Below are 18,069 nucleotides of genomic sequence, written 5' to 3'. Positions count from 1 at the left end.
GCAAACTTACCATGAAAAAAATAGCATTAGCGGTATTAAGTCTTGGCCTACTTGTAAGTGGTTGTAGCGCAGGTGCCGACAAAGATGAAAAAGTGGCTGAGAAATCAGGGAAAGCAAAAGAGCAAGCAGTCGTTCCGAAGTATGCTATTTCGGATGAATATTATAAGACGACTGTTCCATTTGATGCAGGATCTGCACGTGGATTAGTTGTGCAGGGATTAAATAATCGTCTTGATATAGATGAATTTGAAACAGGATTAATGCGTATTGCAAAAGAATCATTTAATACGAAAGATTATTTCTTTAAAGGTGGAAGTACTCTAGATGATCAAACCGTAAAAATGCTTGTAAAAAGAAAGCGTACAGATGCCGAACAAAAGGAACTAGAGAGCAAATTAAAAAAAGATGCAGTTAAATTTCCGAATATAGGGCTCAATCCAGCGTTAGGCGAAGGATCAGAATCACTAGAAGTGAAAAATAAAAAAAATCCAATATATATTTCAAATATTTTAGAGCATAATTATTATGTGAAAAAAGGCGATAAAGATGTTGAACTTGGTGGTATTGTAGTTGGTTTAGCAATGAATTCTGTTCAATATTTTAATGAAGAGCATGGTTATCCGCGTGAGGCTAAAATCGAGGACGAAAAAATGTTAGCTGAAGGGAAAAAAATGGCGCAAGAAATCTTGAAAGTTATGCACCAAAAAAAGCCCGACATAAAAAACGTTCCGATTACATTTGCGATTTATCGTCAATCTCCAAAGTCTGCACTTGTGCCAGGAAACTTTGTTTCTTATGCTAATGTGGAAAAAGGTAGTGAAACGGTTGAAGATTGGAAACAAATTAACGAGAAATACTATTTGTTCCCGTCTGAACAAGCAAAAACAGACAATAAGCGTGAAGATCTTGCAAGGGTATCTAACTTCAAAGCAAAACTAAGCGATTATTTCCAAGGCGATTATTCCGCTGTTATCGGTACTGGTATGTATAGAGACGAGGAATTAAAAGAAATGAAGCTGGATATTCCTGTCCAGTTTAATGGAAAAGCGGAAATAATTGGTTTTACACAATATGTAGCAGGGCTTGTTATGGAATACTTCCCAAATTATATGAGAGTACAAGTAACGATTAAATCTGTAGAACGTCCAGAAGCGATTATTATACGTGAAGCGAAGCAAGATGAGCCACTCGTAAAAATTTTAGATTAAAGATAAAAGCTGTTCCACAAAGGAACAGCTTTTTTTCTTGAGGAATTTTGTTATAATTTTAAATGTTATAAATAAGGGGATAAGGGGTAAAGGTCATGGACGAACTAAGTCTTCAAGTCATTATTTTATTAATTGCATTCGGATTTTTAGCAGCTTTTATTGATTCAGTTGTTGGAGGTGGAGGATTAATTTCGCTTCCTGCACTAATGTTTGTCGGTTTGTCACCAGCTTCGGCAATTGCAACGAATAAATTAGCTGCAACGATGGGGACGTTTACGAGTGCAATTTATTTTATTCGATCAGGAAAAGTCGATTTTAAAATTGTAGGAAAGTTAATCCCGTTAACTATTATTGGAGCGGTCGCAGGTGCTTTAGTGGTAAAATTTATTCCACCGGATATTTTACGTCCATTAGTACTTGTAATGTTGGTGTTTATTGCCATTTATATTATTGCAAAAAAGGATTGGGGAAGCGTATCTACCTATAAGAAGATGACGAAAAGGAAAACATTAATATTTTTCTTTGTTATTTTAATGATAGGGTTTTATGATGGTTTTTTTGGACCAGGGACAGGATCATTTTTAATTTTTGCATTTTTATTAATAGGTTTGGATTTTATTCAAGCAGCGGCATCTGGAAAACTTTTGAACTTTGTTAGTAATATCGTATCTTTAATTACTTTTTTATTTTTAGATATAATTCATTTTGAATACGGTATTATTATGGGATTATCAATGATTTTAGGTGCTTATTTTGGATCGAAGTTTGCAGTTCAAAAAGGCGTTGGATATGTAAGGACTTTATTTTTATTAGTTACTATATTATTGATCGGAAAAAATGTTTTGGAATATACTCATATTTTGTAGATTCATACGCATGTATGAATCTCTTTTTTTATTATATTTTAAAAATTTATTAATTTTTAAAATATAAGTCTAGGAATATTTGAATAAATCTAAATTATCGTGTAGAATAATGTTGTAAAATGTAAACGTTTTTCTAAGGGGAGGCTAAAAAGAATGGTAGTAGCATACAAACATGAGCCATTTACAGATTTTTCAGTAGAGGCTAACAAATTAGCGTTTGAAGAAGGTTTAAAGAAAGTAGAATCTTATCTTGGACAAGACTATCCATTAATTATTGGGGGAGAAAAAATCACTACAGAAGATAAAATTGTTTCTGTAAACCCTGCAAATAAAGAGGAACTTGTTGGTCGTGTTTCAAAAGCAAGCCGTGAATTAGCTGAAAAAGCAATGCAAGTAGCGGATGCAACATTCCAAACTTGGAGAAAGTCAAAACCAGAAATGCGTGCAGACATTTTATTCCGTGCTGCAGCAATTGTTCGTCGTAGAAAACATGAGTTCTCTGCTATCCTTGTAAAAGAAGCAGGTAAACCATGGAATGAGGCAGATGCTGATACAGCGGAAGCAATCGACTTTATGGAATATTATGCTCGTCAAATGTTGAAATTGAAAGACGGTATTCCAGTAGAAAGCCGTCCAATTGAATATAATCGTTTCTCTTACATTCCATTAGGAGTAGGTGTTATCATTTCTCCTTGGAACTTCCCATTCGCAATTATGGCAGGTATGACAACAGCTGCTTTAGTTTCTGGTAACACAGTATTACTAAAACCAGCTAGTACAACTCCTGTAGTAGCTGCGAAATTCATGGAAGTATTAGAAGAAGCTGGCTTACCAGCTGGCGTAGTAAACTTCGTGCCAGGTAATGGTTCTGAAGTTGGTGACTACTTAGTAGATCATCCTCGTACACGTTTCGTAAGCTTCACTGGATCTCGTGATGTAGGTATCCGCATTTATGAGCGTGCAGCGAAAGTAAATCCAGGTCAAATCTGGTTAAAACGTGTTATCGCTGAAATGGGCGGTAAAGATACAATCGTTGTTGATAAAGAAGCAGATCTTGAATTAGCAGCTAAATCTATCGTTGCATCAGCATTCGGATTCTCAGGACAAAAATGTTCTGCATGTTCTCGTGCTGTAATCCACGAAGATGTATATGATCACGTATTAAATCGTGCTGTTGAATTAACAAAAGAATTAACAGTTGATAACCCAGCTGTATTAGGTACAAATATGGGTCCTGTTAATGACCAAGCTGCATTCGATAAAGTAATGAGCTATGTTGCAATTGGTAAAGAAGAAGGTAGAATCCTAGCAGGTGGCGAAGGAGACGATTCTAAAGGCTGGTTCATCCAACCAACAATCGTTGCTGATGTTGCAGAAGATGCTCGCTTAATGAAAGAAGAAATCTTCGGACCAGTAGTAGCATTCTGTAAAGCAAAAGACTTCGATCATGCACTTGCAATTGCAAACAATACAGAATACGGTTTAACAGGAGCAGTTGTTTCTAATAACCGCGACCATATTGAAAAAGCACGTGAAGACTTCCACGTAGGTAACTTATACTTCAACCGTGGATGTACTGGTGCAATCGTAGGTTACCAACCATTCGGTGGCTTTAACATGTCTGGTACAGACTCTAAAGCTGGTGGCCCAGATTACTTAGCACTTCACATGCAAGCAAAAACTACTTCTGAAACTTTATAAGAAATAGTAGAGGAGCTTTTCACAGAATGTGAAGAGCTCCTTTTAAATTAGAATCCCATATATTACTATTATTCGAAGAGGACGAGCTAAACCCTATTAATAGCGGGATAAACATGTAAATAGAAATAAAGTGACGGGAAAAGTTGATTTATTAGTCACATTTTTTAGTATTCATTTTAAGAATTTCCTGTATAATACAATTTGAAAGAAAATCTATGGTTTGACAAGAAACACTCTTTTCGGTTTTGCTCACTGAATGGAGTGTTTTTTTGTAACCAAAAATTCCTCTGTACTCATTGCATTTGCATATACTCCATTTAAACTGGCCAAAATTGTATTGTGAATATAAACAGCTGGTATAGTAGCATTCTTAAAAGAAAGATCTTTTGTAGCACAAGCATCGTGTATAACGGTACAATGAAAGCCGAAATCAAAAGCAGCTCTTACGGTAGCATCAATACACATATGAGTCATCATCCCGCATATGACGATGTGTTCAATGTCTAAACGTTGTAATTGTTCTAAAAGATTAGTTTCTCGGAAGCTATTTGGATAATGTTTGAGTATAACAGTTTCTTCTCTAAGCGGACGGACATTCTCGTGAATATGGACACCTTCTGTATTAGGTAGGAAAAAAGTAGCATCATTTTTTATTGCTACATGCTGGATATGAAAAATAGGTCCGCCGTTCATTCTAAAGTGTTTTAGTAGCTCACTGGCATACTCACTTGCTTCTACCGGATTGCGCAATTCCATCTTTCCATTTGGAAAATAATCATTTTGGATATCAACGAGTAATAGAGCTGTTTTCATATATTCACCTTCCTCTGATTTCATATTCAAATAATAGTATTCAATTCATAGAAAAAATAATCCTTTTAAAAAATATGAGGGAGAAGAATTTTACATAACCTTCAAGATTACTATTTTATTATGAATTTTTATTTGAAAATTTTAATAAAGAAATAATTAATATTTTTCTAAAAAATGTATTGACTCTCACTATTCTGAGTTCTATAATGAGAATTAATTAAACGACAATTAAATCGATACATTCTTATCCAGAGAGGTGGAGGGACTGGCCCTACGATACCTCAGCAACGGGTTTTTTAATACCGTGCTAACTCCAGCAAGTCTTTATAGGCTTGGAAGATGAGAAGATGTGAACGAGTACATATAAGTGCTCTCCTTCTTATCTTTTATTACTGATAAGAAGGAGAGCACTTTTTATTTTACCTCGAAAGCTCTACTTCTAGTTTTTACAGCATATAGGAGGGAAGAAAATGATTTCTTTTAATAACGTAAGTAAAGTATATGAATCAGGTGGGCAATCTGTTCACGCTGTGGAGGATGTAACATTATCAGTTGAGAAGGGCGAAATTTTTGGCATTATCGGATTTAGTGGTGCTGGAAAGAGTACGTTATTACGCCTAGTAAACATGTTAGAGAGACCGACTGCAGGAACGATCTCAATAGATGATAAAGATATTACATCCTTATCAACGAAAGAATTACGGAAACTTAGACAAAGAATTGGGATGATTTTTCAAAGTTTTAATTTATTTAATTCAAGAACAGTGTTTGGGAATATTGCTTATCCATTAAAGTTAGCGAAAGTACCAAAGAATGAAATAAAAGAAAGAGTCAATGAACTGCTGAAGTTTGTAGGGCTAGAAGATAAAGCAAACTATTATCCGGAGCAGTTATCAGGCGGACAAAAGCAACGTGTTGGGATTGCTAGGGCACTTGCAACATCACCAGATATACTTATATGTGATGAGGCAACATCAGCCTTAGATCCAGAAACAACGACAGAGATTTTAAACTTATTAAAGAAAATCAATCGTGAATATAATTTAACAATTCTTCTTATTACACACGAAATGCATGTTGTGAAAGAAATTTGTCACCGTGTAGCTGTAATGGAGAAGGGAAAAGTTATTGAAGAAGGAAAACTGTTTGATGTTTTCACACAACCAAAAACAAAGACAACTCAAAACTTTGTACGTTCTGTTATTAATGACCACTTGCCAGAAAGTGTTCTAGCGAAAATTCAAAATGGTGGTCAGATTTATCGCTTAACTTTTACTGGTGAGGAGACAGGACAGCCGGTACTATCATATATCGCAAAAAACTATAACGTCGATGTAAATGTACTGTACGGAAATATTATTGAACTTCAAAATGTACTATTTGGAAATCTTCTTGTAGAATTGCAAGGTGAACAGAAGGAAATTCAAAAAGCATTACAACATCTAAGACTGCAAGTGAAGCTGAAGGAGGTAGAAGCTCATGCGAGTTGATTGGAGTATATTTTGGCCTCGCATATTAGATGCGACGGGGGACACCCTCTTAATGGTAATTGTAACCCTTATATTCGCTATAATTCTTGGTATACCTCTAGGTTTACTTTTATATGTAACGAGAAAAGGTAATTTTTTAGAAAATAAATGGGTTTTTTCTATTCTTAACGTCATCATTAATACAATTCGTCCAGTTCCATTCATTATCTTTTTAGTAGCTTTAAGCCCACTAACAAGAAGCGTGATCGGAACGACGATTGGAACAGCGGCAGCAATCTTCCCAATGACGTTAGTGGCATCTATTGGTATTGCTAGAATGGTTGAAACAAATCTTGTCTCAGTTCCGAAAGGAGTAATTGAAGCTGCACAAGCGATGGGCGCTTCACCACTTAGAATTGTTTTTGAAATTCTCGTGCCAGAAGCGTTAGCACCATTGATCTTAGGTGTTACGTTTATGACAGTTGGTTTAATTGAATTTTCTGCAGTTGCTGGGCTTGTCGGTGGTGGTGGTCTTGGTGACTTAGCAATGACATATGGTTATCAACGTTTTGATACATCAGTTATGTTCGTAACGGTCGTTTTACTTATTATTCTCGTACAGATAGCTCAAAATTTAGGAAACTACTTTGCGAAAGTGTTTTTACGCAGATCATAAAAAGGAAGAGGGGAAAAGAAAATGAAGAAAATTTTAGCATTTGCATTATCAGCGATTGTAGGAATTTCAGCACTAAGCGGCTGCTCGGGTGGAGACACAGGTGCAGGAGCAAAAGAGAAAGTAGTTCGCGTCGGTGTAACTGGAACGGATGGAGACGTTTGGGAAATTTTGAAGAAAAAAGCTGAAAAAGAAGGAATTAAAATTAAACTGGTTGAGTTCTCTGATTATACAACGCCAAATAAAGCGTTAGCTGATGGAGATATTGAATTAAACTCATTCCAGCATATTGCTTTCTTAGAGCAATTTAAAAAGGAGCATAAGTTAGATATTACAGCTGTCGGTACAACACAAATTGCACCAATGGGCTTATTCTCTGAAAAATATAAGAAAGCAAATGAAATCCCAGATGGTTCAGAAATTGCTATTCCAAATGATCCAACGAACCAAGCACGTGCATTAAAACTTCTTGATGCAGCGGGGTTATTGAAACTTAAAAAAGATTTTGGTCTATTTGGGGATCCAAGTGGTATCGCTGAAAATCCGAAGAAGTTAAAAATTACACCGGTTATTGCACAGCAAACACCTCGTGTATTAAAAGATGTAGCTGCTTCAGTTATTAATAACGGTGTGGCTGGTCAAGCTGGATTAGATCCAGCGAAGGATCCTATTTTCTTAGAAGATCCAAAGAATGAAAATGCGAAGCCTTATATTAATATTTTCGCAGCTCGTACGAAAGATAAAGACGATCCAACACTGAAAAAAGTAATTGAATTATATCATTCAAAAGAAGTAACAGATGCAGTTAAGAAAGAAACAAAGGATGGTTCAATTTCAGTAGATCTTTCATTTGAGGAGCTTGAAAAAATCGTAAAATAATCATTGGGTTTAATGAACTAATAGAAGGAACCCCTCCGCTGTTAGTTCGTTCAACATATAATCTACTTAACAAACAAAACCCTAATTTTGTACCTTCCAATTTTGTATAACGTAGAATCCAATGTTTGTTAAGTAGAGTGATGGACCGGGAGTTTTCCTGGTCTTTTTTTATTACTGAAAGCAGCTAGCGAATAGTAAGGTAATCCAAATTATAATGGGATAAGAAAGTAAGCTGAAAATGAGTGTAATTACGAATTGCTTTTTATGAATTAATTGTTTTTTGGATGAAAAAAAGAAAATAGAAAAGATAACAATGAAAACTGAGGATATTACGCCAGGATTATAGGAGCGATAAATCAAAAACAAAATAATATGTTGCACTGCGTTAAAGAAAATGGCCCCTTGTATAAAAATAATCCAGTATATAGAAGACAAGAAGTTTAGTTGATATAGAAAGACGATAAGTACGACGAAGATTGTTAATATGGAAATGGCAATGAAAAATTGTTGGCTAGTTATAAGATGAATTGAAAATTGATTAGCAAGATATTGTCGCATTTGGAAAGCTTCTTCAAGGTTATGAATGAAAAATAATAAAGGAATGATCCAAAGCGTAATAGTGGAATGTTTTTTTATCAACTTATATCACTCCAATAAAGTATAGAAAGCCTAAAAAGGCCCTCTATACAGAGATGATTATTCAATTATGATACTTTTTAAATTATCTTCATGATGCTCTCGTTCTTTCGGATAAGCAGCTAGCTCCTCTTGCAAAATACTTAGCATTTGCTTAGCTGATTGCTGGATTGGAGTAGGTAGCTCTTCTAATATACGCATACCGACTCTTACTTTTGTCCGAATTACTTTTCGTAGTAATTCCTCATGCATGCACCACACCTCCAAATCGAATGTTTAGTACATCCTCTTCAAACTTGGCTCCTTGAATAGAAAGGTGTGTTAATGTTTTTGGTAATGTGATGTTACGTTTAACAGAGCCGGCTCGAATAATAAGCTCATCACCTTTTTGATTTAATGAAAGTTCACTTTTGTTTGAGAAGGGGATGGACAGAACGAAAATATATTCATCGCCATCTTTTTTCACATATTGTGTGCGACCATTGAATTTCACTTCAGTAGGAGAGGGATCGGATTTAAATAAAGCATTGCCTATACGCTCTAACATAGGTAAACCAACAACTTCTTGTTCAAACATGGGAGCTTCGTAAATAGGAAGCGGCTGAAAACTATCTTGAATTAATGTTTTATATTTCTTTTGCGTATCTTTCCATGCTTGAAAATAAGGATCGGTGACAGTGTTAGGGATGACACGGTTAATCATGATGGCATCTACGTTATAATCGTATAAATTTAAATAAGTAAAACTACGCTGAGCTTCTTTAATGACCATTTTTTCGGGATTTACAACGATGCGGATACTTGTTATTTCTCGGTTCGATAAAATATCTCTCATTTCTCCAAGCTGTTCAAGTGTATTTGTTAATTCGTCCATAATATCATCGGTTGGAAGGGGGACACCAAGAAGTGGTTGAGCTACAGGACGAACGACTTTTAAAACTTTTCTTTTAATAGGAAATAATTTTTCCATCCACCAGCCGAGCATGTCTGGAAAACTAAGCATTGCTAATGTTTCTCCTGTTGGAGCGCAATCAATGATGATAACGTCGTATGTGTTTTTTTTATAATAATCGAGCACGCGAAGTAAGCTAATTAAATCTTCCATACCAGGAAACATCGTTAATTCTTCTGTTGTAATATCATCAGCTGCTTTGGAAGTGAATAACAAGGTAATGTATTTCTGTAACTTTCCCCAGCCTTTTTCCATTTCATAAATCGTATTAATCTCTTGTGCCCACAAGTTTTCGCGAATTTCTAATGGCTCAGAAGATAGCTTTATACCAAATGAATCTCCTAAACTATGAGCAGGATCTGTACTCATTACTAATGTTTTTAATCCTTGTTTTGCGCTTTGAAGTGCTGTTGCTGCTGAAATGCTAGTTTTTCCTACGCCGCCTTTACCTGTATACAAAATAATTCTCATCATTCTATCCCCTTTGTTTCGGTTATCGAATATTACGAACATCGAAGTATTTAAGTGAATAAAAACCCAGTTAGGGCTTTATCCCGCATTAACGGGCAGTAAGACTTCCGTCCAAAAATTCGGCTGGAGCAAAGAAATTAGGTGGGGGGTCAACTGTCCGTAAATGCCCGATTGGTTCAACTAATAATCAGTGAGGGATGAGAAAACCCCTCACTGATTAAAGTTTCACTTTATTCAATCGGAATGTTTTTCATTCTAGGTGTAGAAACCTTTTCTTCTATTTTTTGCTGTGACGTAGCAATGTGATTCATAATTTTTTGGAAGATTTGTAGTAAGAATGCTTTTTCTTCTTCTGACAATGCTTCTGTCACTAGGCTAAAGTAATGGGCTGCATTTTGTTTTACTTCTTGAACGAGCATTACGCCGTTTTCTGTTAAACGAATTAATACAATGCGTCGATCGTTTTCATCACGGTACCGTTCAATATACCCCTTTTTTACAAGGCGATTTACAACACCTGTCGTTGTACTCATCGGTATATCAAGAAGGTCAGCAATTTTTGTCATTGTAATATCTGTATTTCGCTCCATCCAAAGTAAACAAAATACTTCTGTCTTGGAAAGTGTTAAATCAAGGCTTACCCATTCTTCAGGATAGAAAAGTTTCTTGGCGTTATCTAGCAGTAAGTCTAAAAAGTGTTCATATTGCAACAATTAATTCCACTCCCGTATATTTCGAGGTTCGTAATATTTGTTTTTATTTTATGTAGAATAGAAATAAATGTCAATATTTTTAATTTATTTTTCAGATTAGACAGAAAACAATCTTTAAAATGGCATTTTTTTATGATAGATTAATAAATAGAAAAAGAATTTTACATAAAAATCCATAACGGTAAATATATTTATCTATAATGGATGTGCATCTAACAAGGGGGATAATGATGAGAAGAAGAAATACGCAAGCGTTCACGTTTTTAGCATGGACTTCATTTGTTTGTGCGCTTTCAGGGATGCTAATTGGGATTTACACGTTAGATGAAACGCTTAGTGTAAAAGGGTACTATTTAATTGGAACGTTATTTTTAACGATGTCTTGTTTTGTATTACAAAAAACAATTCGTGATAATGAAGAAGATAACGAGAGATTTCCAAAAAATAAACCGTTAGATAAAGAGTAAATTGTAAAGAAAGGCGTTTGCCTTTCTTTTTTTATGTAAAAATGCCGTAAGTGCCATGTGTTGACTTGCTTGAAGTACTGAAAATTTGGTATCATCAATAGTATTGTAGATTGAACGATATATTATGGAGGTGGCCTAGCCGTGTCAAGAATTTCCGTTGAGAATGTAAAGCACGTAGCACATTTAGCACGTCTTGCAATTACTGATCAAGAAGCAGAAAAATTTCAAAAACAACTAGATGCAATAGTTACATTTGCAGAACAGTTAAATGAATTAGATACAACAGATGTAAAACCAACAACTCATGTATTAACTATGAAAAATGTTATGCGTGAAGATGTGCCAGAAAAAGGTTTACCAGTAGAAGAAGTATTAAAAAATGCACCGGATCACAAAGATAATCAAATCCGTGTTCCAGCAGTATTAGAATAGAGGAGGGGAATTTCGATGTCATTATTTGATCATTCTGTATCAGAGTTACATAAGAAGTTAAACAACAAAGAAATTTCCGTTACGGATTTAGTAGAAGAATCTTACAAACGTATTGCGGATGTTGAAGATAACGTAAAAGCTTTTCTTACATTAGATGAAGAAAATGCACGCGCGAAAGCGAAAGAATTAGATGCTAAGATCGGCGCTGAAGATAATGGTTTATTATTCGGTATGCCAATCGGTGTAAAAGATAACATTGTAACTAACGGTCTTCGTACTACTTGTGCGAGCAAAATGTTAGCAAACTTTGATCCAATTTACGATGCGACAGTTGTGCAAAAGTTAAAAGCTGCTGACACAGTTACAATCGGTAAATTAAATATGGACGAGTTCGCAATGGGTTCTTCAAATGAAAACTCAGGTTTCTACGCTACAAAAAATCCATGGAACTTAGATTACGTTCCAGGCGGATCTAGTGGTGGTTCTGCAGCAGCTGTAGCAGCAGGAGAAGTATTATTCTCTCTAGGTTCTGATACGGGTGGTTCTATTCGTCAGCCAGCTGCATATTGCGGTGTTGTAGGTTTAAAACCAACTTACGGACGCGTATCTCGTTACGGATTAGTAGCATTCGCATCTTCACTTGACCAAATCGGACCGATTACACGTACAGTAGAAGACAATGCATACTTATTACAAGCTATTTCAGGTATTGACCGCATGGATGCAACTTCTGCAAATGTTGAAGTTGGAAACTACTTAGCTGGTTTAACAGGCGATGTTAAAGGTTTACGCATTGCTGTACCGAAAGAATACTTAGGCGAAGGTGTTGGCGAAGAAGCTCGTGAGTCAGTACTAGCTGCTTTAAAAGTATTAGAAGGTATGGGCGCAACTTGGGAGGAAGTATCTCTTCCACACTCTAAATACGCTCTAGCAACGTATTACTTATTATCTTCTTCTGAAGCATCTGCTAACCTTTCACGCTTTGATGGCGTACGTTACGGTGTTCGTTCTGATAATGTAAATAACTTATTAGATCTTTACAAAAACACACGTAGCGAAGGTTTCGGTGACGAAGTAAAACGCCGTATTATGCTTGGTACATTTGCACTTAGCTCTGGTTACTATGATGCATATTACAAAAAAGCACAACAAGTACGTACATTAATTAAAAACGACTTTGAAAATGTATTTGCTAACTACGATGTTATTATTGGACCAACAACGCCAACTCCAGCATTTAAAGTGGGCGAAAAAGTGGATGATCCAATGACAATGTATGCAAACGACATTTTAACAATCCCAGTAAACTTAGCAGGTGTTCCAGCGATTTCTGTTCCATGTGGATTCGGTGCTAATAGTATGCCACTTGGATTACAAATCATTGGTAAACACTTCGATGAAGCGACAATTTACCGCGTTGCACATGCGTTTGAGCAAGCAACAGACTATCATACAAAAAAAGCAAGTCTGTAAGGAGGCGAGCATAGATGAATTTAGAAACAATTATTGGTTTAGAGGTTCACGTTGAGTTAAAAACAAATTCGAAAATTTTCTCTGCGAGTCCAACAGAATTCGGAGCAGAGCCAAATACACAAACGAGTGTAATTGACTTAGGATACCCAGGGGTACTTCCAACTTTAAATAAAGAAGCAGTTAACTTTGCAATGAAAGCTGCAATGGCATTAAACTGTGAAATCGCAACGGAAACGAAGTTCGACCGTAAAAACTATTTCTATCCAGATAATCCGAAAGCTTACCAAATCTCTCAGTTTGATAAGCCAATTGGAGAAAATGGTTGGATTGAAATCGAAGTAGATGGCAAAAAGAAACGTATCGGTATTACACGTCTTCATTTAGAAGAAGATGCTGGTAAATCAACGCATACAGCTGACGGGTCATTAGTAGACTATAACCGTCAAGGTATGCCTTTAATCGAAATCGTGTCTGAGCCAGATATGCGTACGCCAGAAGAAGCATACGCATACTTAGAGAAGTTAAAATCAATCATTCAATACACTGGCGTATCTGATTGTAAGATGGAAGAAGGTTCTCTACGTTGTGATGCGAATATTTCCCTTCGTCCAGTTGGACAAGAGAAATTCGGTACAAAAGCAGAACTGAAAAACTTAAACTCATTCACTTACGTACAAAAAGGTCTTGAGCACGAACAAGTGCGTCAAGAAAAAGAATTGTTATCTGGTGGTATCATCCAACAAGAAACACGTCGTTATGATGAAGCAACGAAGAAAACAATCTTAATGCGTATAAAAGAAGGATCTGACGATTACCGTTACTTCCCAGAGCCAGATTTAGTTGAACTTTATATCGATGATGCGTGGAAAGAAGAAGTGCGTGCTTCTATTCCAGAACTTCCAGATGCACGTAAAGCTCGCTATGTTGCTGAAATTGGATTACCAGCTTATGATGCACACGTATTAACATTAACGAAAGAGATGTCTGATTTCTTTGAAGCAACAATTACAGATGGAGCAGATGCGAAATTAACATCAAACTGGTTAATGGGTGAAGTACTTGCATACTTAAACAAACAACAAAAAGAATTAAAAGATGTTGCATTAACGCCTGCTGGTTTATCTAAAATGGTTCAATTAATTGAAAAAGGTACAATTTCTTCTAAAATCGCGAAGAAAGTATTTAACGAGTTAATTGAAAAAGGTGGAGATCCAGAAGAAATCGTTAAAGCGAAAGGTCTTGTTCAAATTTCTGACGAAGGTACACTTCGTAAAGTCGTAACAGAAATCCTTGATAATAATGAACAATCTATTGAAGACTTCAAAAACGGTAAAGACCGTGCAATTGGCTTCTTAGTTGGTCAAATTATGAAAGCGACAAAAGGACAAGCAAACCCACCGCTTGTTAACAAAATCTTACTTGAAGAGATTAATAAGCGATAAAATAAGAGAGAGATTCTTATTTTTGAATGCTAAAATAGTATAGATTCTTAAAGATTAAACAGAAAAAACACCCTTATTTGGGTGTTTTTTCTGAGTTAATCAAACGTTTGTTTAAATGGTGAAAAATAATTTAAATAAACGTTTGATTAACTGTCAAAAGTGAAAAAATGTTTGTATAGCAACTATGGTATGATAGTTGCAAAAAGGTGGGAATAATGATAAATCTAGACATAGAGGTTTTTTTTCATCTCATGAAATAATAGATAATTATTATTCGTTATATGTAAATTTTTATGGAATAATGGATAGACATAAAGTGAAACTTTAATCAGTAGTGGGGGTGTTCATCCCCCGTTGATTATTAGCCTTCACCAATCGGGTTCTTACTGCCTGTTTGAGCGGGATAAAAGAAGGATAGGAAGATGAGAGGAGGTAGGCATAGGGATACTGAATAAGAATTCGGTGTATTCTTTTTTTCAATGAATAAGGAATTTCCTGTGCTAATAAATGATGAAACGAGCAAGGATTATTTATAACCCTACTTCTGGGCGTGAGCTATTTAAGAAGAGCTTACCAGAAGTATTACAAAAATTAGAACAAGCTGGATATGAAGCGTCTTGTCATGCGACGACTGGTCCTGGAGATGCAACTGTAGCGGCGAGACAAGCTGCGGATCGTAAGTTTGATGTTGTTATCGCCGCTGGTGGTGACGGTACGTTAAACGAAGTGGTAAATGGTTTAGTAGGACATGAGCATCGTCCGAAGTTTGGAATTATTCCAGTTGGAACGACAAATGACTTCGCACGTGCGATCGGTGTACCTCGCGCTATAGAAGAGGCAGCCGATATTATTTGTGAAGGGAAAACAGTTCCTTTAGATCTTGGTAGAGCGAATGATACATATTTCATTAATATTGCTGGTGGCGGCCGTATTACAGAATTAACATATGAAGTACCAAGCAAGCTAAAGACAGTATTAGGCCAACTTGCTTACTATTTAAAAGGAATAGAAATGTTACCATCATTACATCCAACATATGTTGAAATCGAGTATGATGGGAAGTTATTACAAGAAGAAATTACGATGTTTTTAATTACAAATACTCGTTCAGTTGGTGGATTTGAAAAAGTAGCACCGTATGCATCGATTAACGATGGATTATTTGACTTATTAGTGCTGAAAAAAGGTTCTATCGCTGATTTAATTAAAGCAGCAACACAAGCGCAGCGTGGGGAACATATTAACAATCCGAAAGTACTATACACACAAGCAAATCGAATTAAAGTGCATTCACCAGATAAACTAATGATTAATTTAGATGGTGAGTACGGTGGGGATGCCCCGATGGAATTCGAAAACATATATCATTGTCTGGAATTATTTGTTCCTGAACATCAAGAGGATGCCCTGTAAGGGCATCTTTTTTTATTAGAATTGTAAATTGGAAGTTAGTTTGATTTTTATGGTATTTTTACAATTCATTTATTTTATATCCATATTTTATTGATACACTGAAGAGGATAAGAAATGAGAGGTAGGGTGCTATGGAGAAGGTAAAAGCAATACTATTTGATAAAGATGGGACATTAATGGATTTTCACTCAATTTGGATAAAAGTAGCGGAAGAGCTTGTAGCGGAATGTATAAATTTATATCAATTACCAGAGTCAATGCAGCAAGCTTTATTAAAAGAGATTGGTGTGGATGGGGTATTTGTTCATCCAAGTAGCGCACTAGCGGCTGGAACAAGCCTCGATGTAGCAAAGGGGCTTTGTAAGTATATTAAGTCATCTAAGGAAGAGGAGATGCATGAATGGGTAAGTGAAAAATTATTTTCGCTTATGTACGAGCATCGTTCCTATATGAAAATGACGGCAGATCTACCAAGAATTTTACAAAGTTTAAAAGATAAAGGATTTATTTTAGGTGTTGTTACAGCTGATGATTTTGCGCCGACAGAATTATTTTTAAAACAATATCAATTAGAATCCTTTTTTGATTATATTGTAGCTTCTGATACGTTTCCGGCACAGAAACCTGATAAAAGAATTATAGAATCCTTTTGTGAAAGGTTTCATTTAGAGGCATGTGAGGTGGCAGTCGTTGGAGATACGCCAACCGATCTATATTTAGCTAAAAACGGTGGTGATTGTTATGCTATTGGAGTACTATCTGGTACGGGGGACCGTAAAACTTTAGAACCACTTGCGGACTTAGTCGTAGAATCTGTTGGTGAGTTTATTTCTCATTCAGGTGAGTTTATTTGGGAACAAGGAAAGTCTAGTATGCAAGGGAAATAAGTCTATAAAGACTCTTGATGAGTCTTTATAGACTTATTTTTTATGCCTGGATACAAAGAGTATAGGATGAATACTAGAACGGAAAGTTGGCATGTATTTTGCAATAAAAAGAGAAAACAATGTAAAGAAAAGGATGGGGTACGCAATGAACACAAAAAAATTTGCTAAAGTAAATGAACAAATTCCAGGACCAAAAGCAGCAACTTTATTAGAGCGCCGCCAAAATATAGTACCAAAAGGAGTAAGTAACGGCATATCAACGTTTGTACAATCTGCAAATGGAGCTCTTGTAACAGATGTTGATGGTAATCAGTATATTGATTTTGCTGGGGCAATAGGGACAATTAATGTAGGGCATTGTCATCCGGCTGTTAAAGAAGCACTTCATAAACAAGTAGATCAATACATTCATACGGGATTTAATGTCATGATGTATGAGCCATATATTGAATTAGCGGAAAAGCTTGCTGCATTAGCGCCAGGAAGTTTTGATAAACAAGTACTATTTTTAAACAGTGGTGCTGAAGCGGTAGAGAATGCAGTGAAAATCGCCCGTAAATATACGAAAAGATCAGGTATTATTGCGTTTTCTAAAGGTTTCCACGGGCGTACATTGATGACAATGACGATGACAAGTAAAGTAAAGCCATATAAATTTGGATTCGGTCCATTTGCTCCAGAAGTATATAAAGCGCCATTCCCATATGAATACCGTCGTCCAGAGGGGTTAACGGAAGAGCAGTACGATGATTTTATCATTGAAGAGTTTAAGAACTTCTTTATATCAGAAGTAGCACCAGAAACAATTGCAGCTGTTGTTATGGAGCCGGTTCAAGGGGAAGGCGGATTTATCGTCCCAAGTAAGAAATTTGTTCAAGAAGTACGCAATATTTGTTCAGAACATGGCATCTTATTTGTAGCGGATGAAATTCAAACTGGATTTAGCCGTACAGGAAAATACTTTGCAATTGATCATTATGATGTCGTTCCAGATTTAATTACAGTGTCTAAGTCATTAGGAGCTGGTGTACCGATAAGCGGTGTTATTGGACGTAAAGAAATTATGAATGAGTCTGCACCTGGAGAGCTTGGTGGAACGTATGCAGGAAGTCCATTAGGATGTGCGGCTGCATTAGCGGTTCTGGATGTAATAGAAAAAGAAAAATTAAATGATAGAGCGATAGAATTAGGAAAAGTCGTAATGGACCGATTCCAAGAGATGAAAAATAAATATAATTGCATCGGTGATGTGCGCGGATTAGGGGCAATGTGTGCATTTGAGATCGTTCAAGATCGTAAGACGAAAGTGCCTGACAAAATATTAACAGCTAATTTGTGTGCGGAAGCAAATAAACGAGGATTACTTTTGTTATCTGCGGGGACATATGGAAATGTTGTCCGTGTATTAATGCCATTGGTTATTACAGGTGAGCAACTTGAGGAAGGTTTAACGATTATTGAAGAATCATTACAAGCTTGTTATGAGCAAGCAAATATCGCCCGTGTATAAAAACTGAATGATAAATCGCAAACATTCTAGCTGACTCTATATAAAATGCAGAAAATTCACTTTA

The 18,069-nt window shown here is 36.0% G+C and carries 18 protein-coding genes and 1 riboswitch; of the genes, 13 read left to right on the top strand and 5 right to left on the bottom strand.

Going from position 1 to position 18,069, the window contains the following annotated elements; translation table 11 throughout:
• The first annotated feature begins 11 nt into the window (after positions 1-11).
• From JDS95_RS20325 to pruA, 3 genes are all read left to right on the top strand, one after another.
• Positions 12-1,208 (top strand): CamS family sex pheromone protein, encoded by a 1,197-nt coding sequence (locus JDS95_RS20325; protein ID WP_000717024.1) that lies wholly within the window; start codon positions 12-14, stop codon positions 1,206-1,208.
• Between the two features lie 95 nt (positions 1,209-1,303).
• A complete protein-coding gene (locus JDS95_RS20320) occupies positions 1,304-2,074 on the top strand; it encodes a TSUP family transporter (protein ID WP_000343983.1) in 771 nt (256 codons plus the stop codon).
• A 153-nt stretch (positions 2,075-2,227) separates the two neighbouring features.
• Entirely contained in the window at positions 2,228-3,775 is a 1,548-nt protein-coding gene (pruA, locus tag JDS95_RS20315) for an L-glutamate gamma-semialdehyde dehydrogenase (RefSeq protein WP_000259542.1), read from the top strand.
• Positions 3,776-4,024: 249 nt separating this feature from the next.
• Here the strand turns inward: pruA and JDS95_RS20310 are convergent, their stop codons facing one another.
• On the bottom strand, positions 4,025-4,588 hold the full coding sequence (locus JDS95_RS20310; RefSeq protein WP_000844920.1) for a cysteine hydrolase family protein: 564 nt from the start codon (positions 4,586-4,588) through the stop codon (positions 4,025-4,027).
• A 241-nt stretch (positions 4,589-4,829) separates the two neighbouring features.
• Positions 4,830-4,934: riboswitch (SAM riboswitch) on the top strand.
• Between the two features lie 124 nt (positions 4,935-5,058).
• Between JDS95_RS20310 and JDS95_RS20305 the strand changes: the two genes are divergently transcribed.
• From JDS95_RS20305 to JDS95_RS20295, 3 genes are read left to right on the top strand one after another with little or no spacing between them, the layout of a single operon-like run.
• The gene (locus JDS95_RS20305; protein ID WP_000622985.1) at positions 5,059-6,078 is read left to right on the top strand and encodes a methionine ABC transporter ATP-binding protein; all 1,020 of its coding nucleotides are present in this window, start codon (positions 5,059-5,061) and stop codon (positions 6,076-6,078) included.
• On the top strand, positions 6,068-6,733 hold the full coding sequence (locus JDS95_RS20300) for a methionine ABC transporter permease (protein ID WP_001261855.1): 666 nt from the start codon (positions 6,068-6,070) through the stop codon (positions 6,731-6,733). The genes JDS95_RS20305 and JDS95_RS20300 overlap by 11 nt, the downstream gene beginning before the upstream one ends.
• A gap of 21 nt (positions 6,734-6,754) precedes the next feature.
• On the top strand, positions 6,755-7,609 hold the full coding sequence (locus JDS95_RS20295; RefSeq protein ID WP_000721581.1) for a MetQ/NlpA family ABC transporter substrate-binding protein: 855 nt from the start codon (positions 6,755-6,757) through the stop codon (positions 7,607-7,609).
• Positions 7,610-7,780: 171 nt separating this feature from the next.
• On the opposite strand, the gene JDS95_RS20290 is transcribed toward JDS95_RS20295, so the two are convergent.
• The 4 genes from JDS95_RS20290 to JDS95_RS20275 form a co-directional block, all read right to left on the bottom strand.
• Positions 7,781-8,248, bottom strand: coding sequence for an HXXEE domain-containing protein (locus JDS95_RS20290; RefSeq protein WP_002037859.1), 468 nt, complete (start codon positions 8,246-8,248; stop codon positions 7,781-7,783).
• Between the two features lie 57 nt (positions 8,249-8,305).
• Entirely contained in the window at positions 8,306-8,497 is a 192-nt protein-coding gene (locus JDS95_RS20285; RefSeq protein WP_000544097.1) for a DUF3926 domain-containing protein, read from the bottom strand.
• Positions 8,490-9,671 (bottom strand): ArsA family ATPase, encoded by a 1,182-nt coding sequence (locus JDS95_RS20280; protein ID WP_002042561.1) that lies wholly within the window; start codon positions 9,669-9,671, stop codon positions 8,490-8,492. Before JDS95_RS20280 ends, JDS95_RS20285 begins: the two co-directional genes overlap by 8 nt.
• A 227-nt stretch (positions 9,672-9,898) precedes the next feature.
• Positions 9,899-10,381 (bottom strand): MarR family winged helix-turn-helix transcriptional regulator, encoded by a 483-nt coding sequence (locus tag JDS95_RS20275; RefSeq protein ID WP_000942480.1) that lies wholly within the window; start codon positions 10,379-10,381, stop codon positions 9,899-9,901.
• Between the two features lie 230 nt (positions 10,382-10,611).
• On the opposite strand from JDS95_RS20275, the gene JDS95_RS20270 reads away from it, so the two are divergent.
• The 7 genes from JDS95_RS20270 to gabT all read left to right on the top strand — a co-directional run bounded on the left by JDS95_RS20270 (position 10,612) and on the right by gabT (position 18,005).
• Positions 10,612-10,848, top strand: coding sequence for a YiaA/YiaB family inner membrane protein (locus JDS95_RS20270; RefSeq protein WP_001254393.1), 237 nt, complete (start codon positions 10,612-10,614; stop codon positions 10,846-10,848).
• 141 nt (positions 10,849-10,989) lie between these two features.
• Complete coding sequence (gene gatC / locus JDS95_RS20265; RefSeq protein ID WP_000086999.1) at positions 10,990-11,280, top strand: Asp-tRNA(Asn)/Glu-tRNA(Gln) amidotransferase subunit GatC; 291 nt, start codon at positions 10,990-10,992, stop codon at positions 11,278-11,280.
• Positions 11,281-11,295: 15 nt separating this feature from the next.
• Positions 11,296-12,753 carry an Asp-tRNA(Asn)/Glu-tRNA(Gln) amidotransferase subunit GatA gene (gene gatA / locus JDS95_RS20260; RefSeq protein WP_000051450.1) on the top strand — a complete coding sequence of 486 codons (1,458 nt, stop codon included), beginning with the start codon at positions 11,296-11,298 and terminating at the stop codon, positions 12,751-12,753.
• A 14-nt stretch (positions 12,754-12,767) separates the two neighbouring features.
• Entirely contained in the window at positions 12,768-14,195 is a 1,428-nt protein-coding gene (gene gatB / locus JDS95_RS20255) for an Asp-tRNA(Asn)/Glu-tRNA(Gln) amidotransferase subunit GatB (RefSeq protein WP_001047676.1), read from the top strand.
• Between the two features lie 507 nt (positions 14,196-14,702).
• On the top strand, positions 14,703-15,608 hold the full coding sequence (locus JDS95_RS20250; RefSeq protein WP_000977668.1) for a diacylglycerol kinase: 906 nt from the start codon (positions 14,703-14,705) through the stop codon (positions 15,606-15,608).
• Positions 15,609-15,739: 131 nt separating this feature from the next.
• A complete protein-coding gene (locus tag JDS95_RS20245; protein WP_000416652.1) occupies positions 15,740-16,495 on the top strand; it encodes an HAD family hydrolase in 756 nt (251 codons plus the stop codon).
• Between the two features lie 145 nt (positions 16,496-16,640).
• Positions 16,641-18,005 (top strand): 4-aminobutyrate--2-oxoglutarate transaminase, encoded by a 1,365-nt coding sequence (gene gabT / locus JDS95_RS20240; RefSeq protein ID WP_001093028.1) that lies wholly within the window; start codon positions 16,641-16,643, stop codon positions 18,003-18,005.
• The last annotated feature ends 64 nt before the right edge of the window (positions 18,006-18,069 follow it).

This window comes from Bacillus cereus group sp. N24 (assembly GCF_016483345.1).
Lineage (GTDB): Bacteria > Bacillota > Bacilli > Bacillales > Bacillaceae_G > Bacillus_A > Bacillus_A toyonensis.
This window is presented reverse-complemented; position numbering and strand designations above follow the sequence as displayed.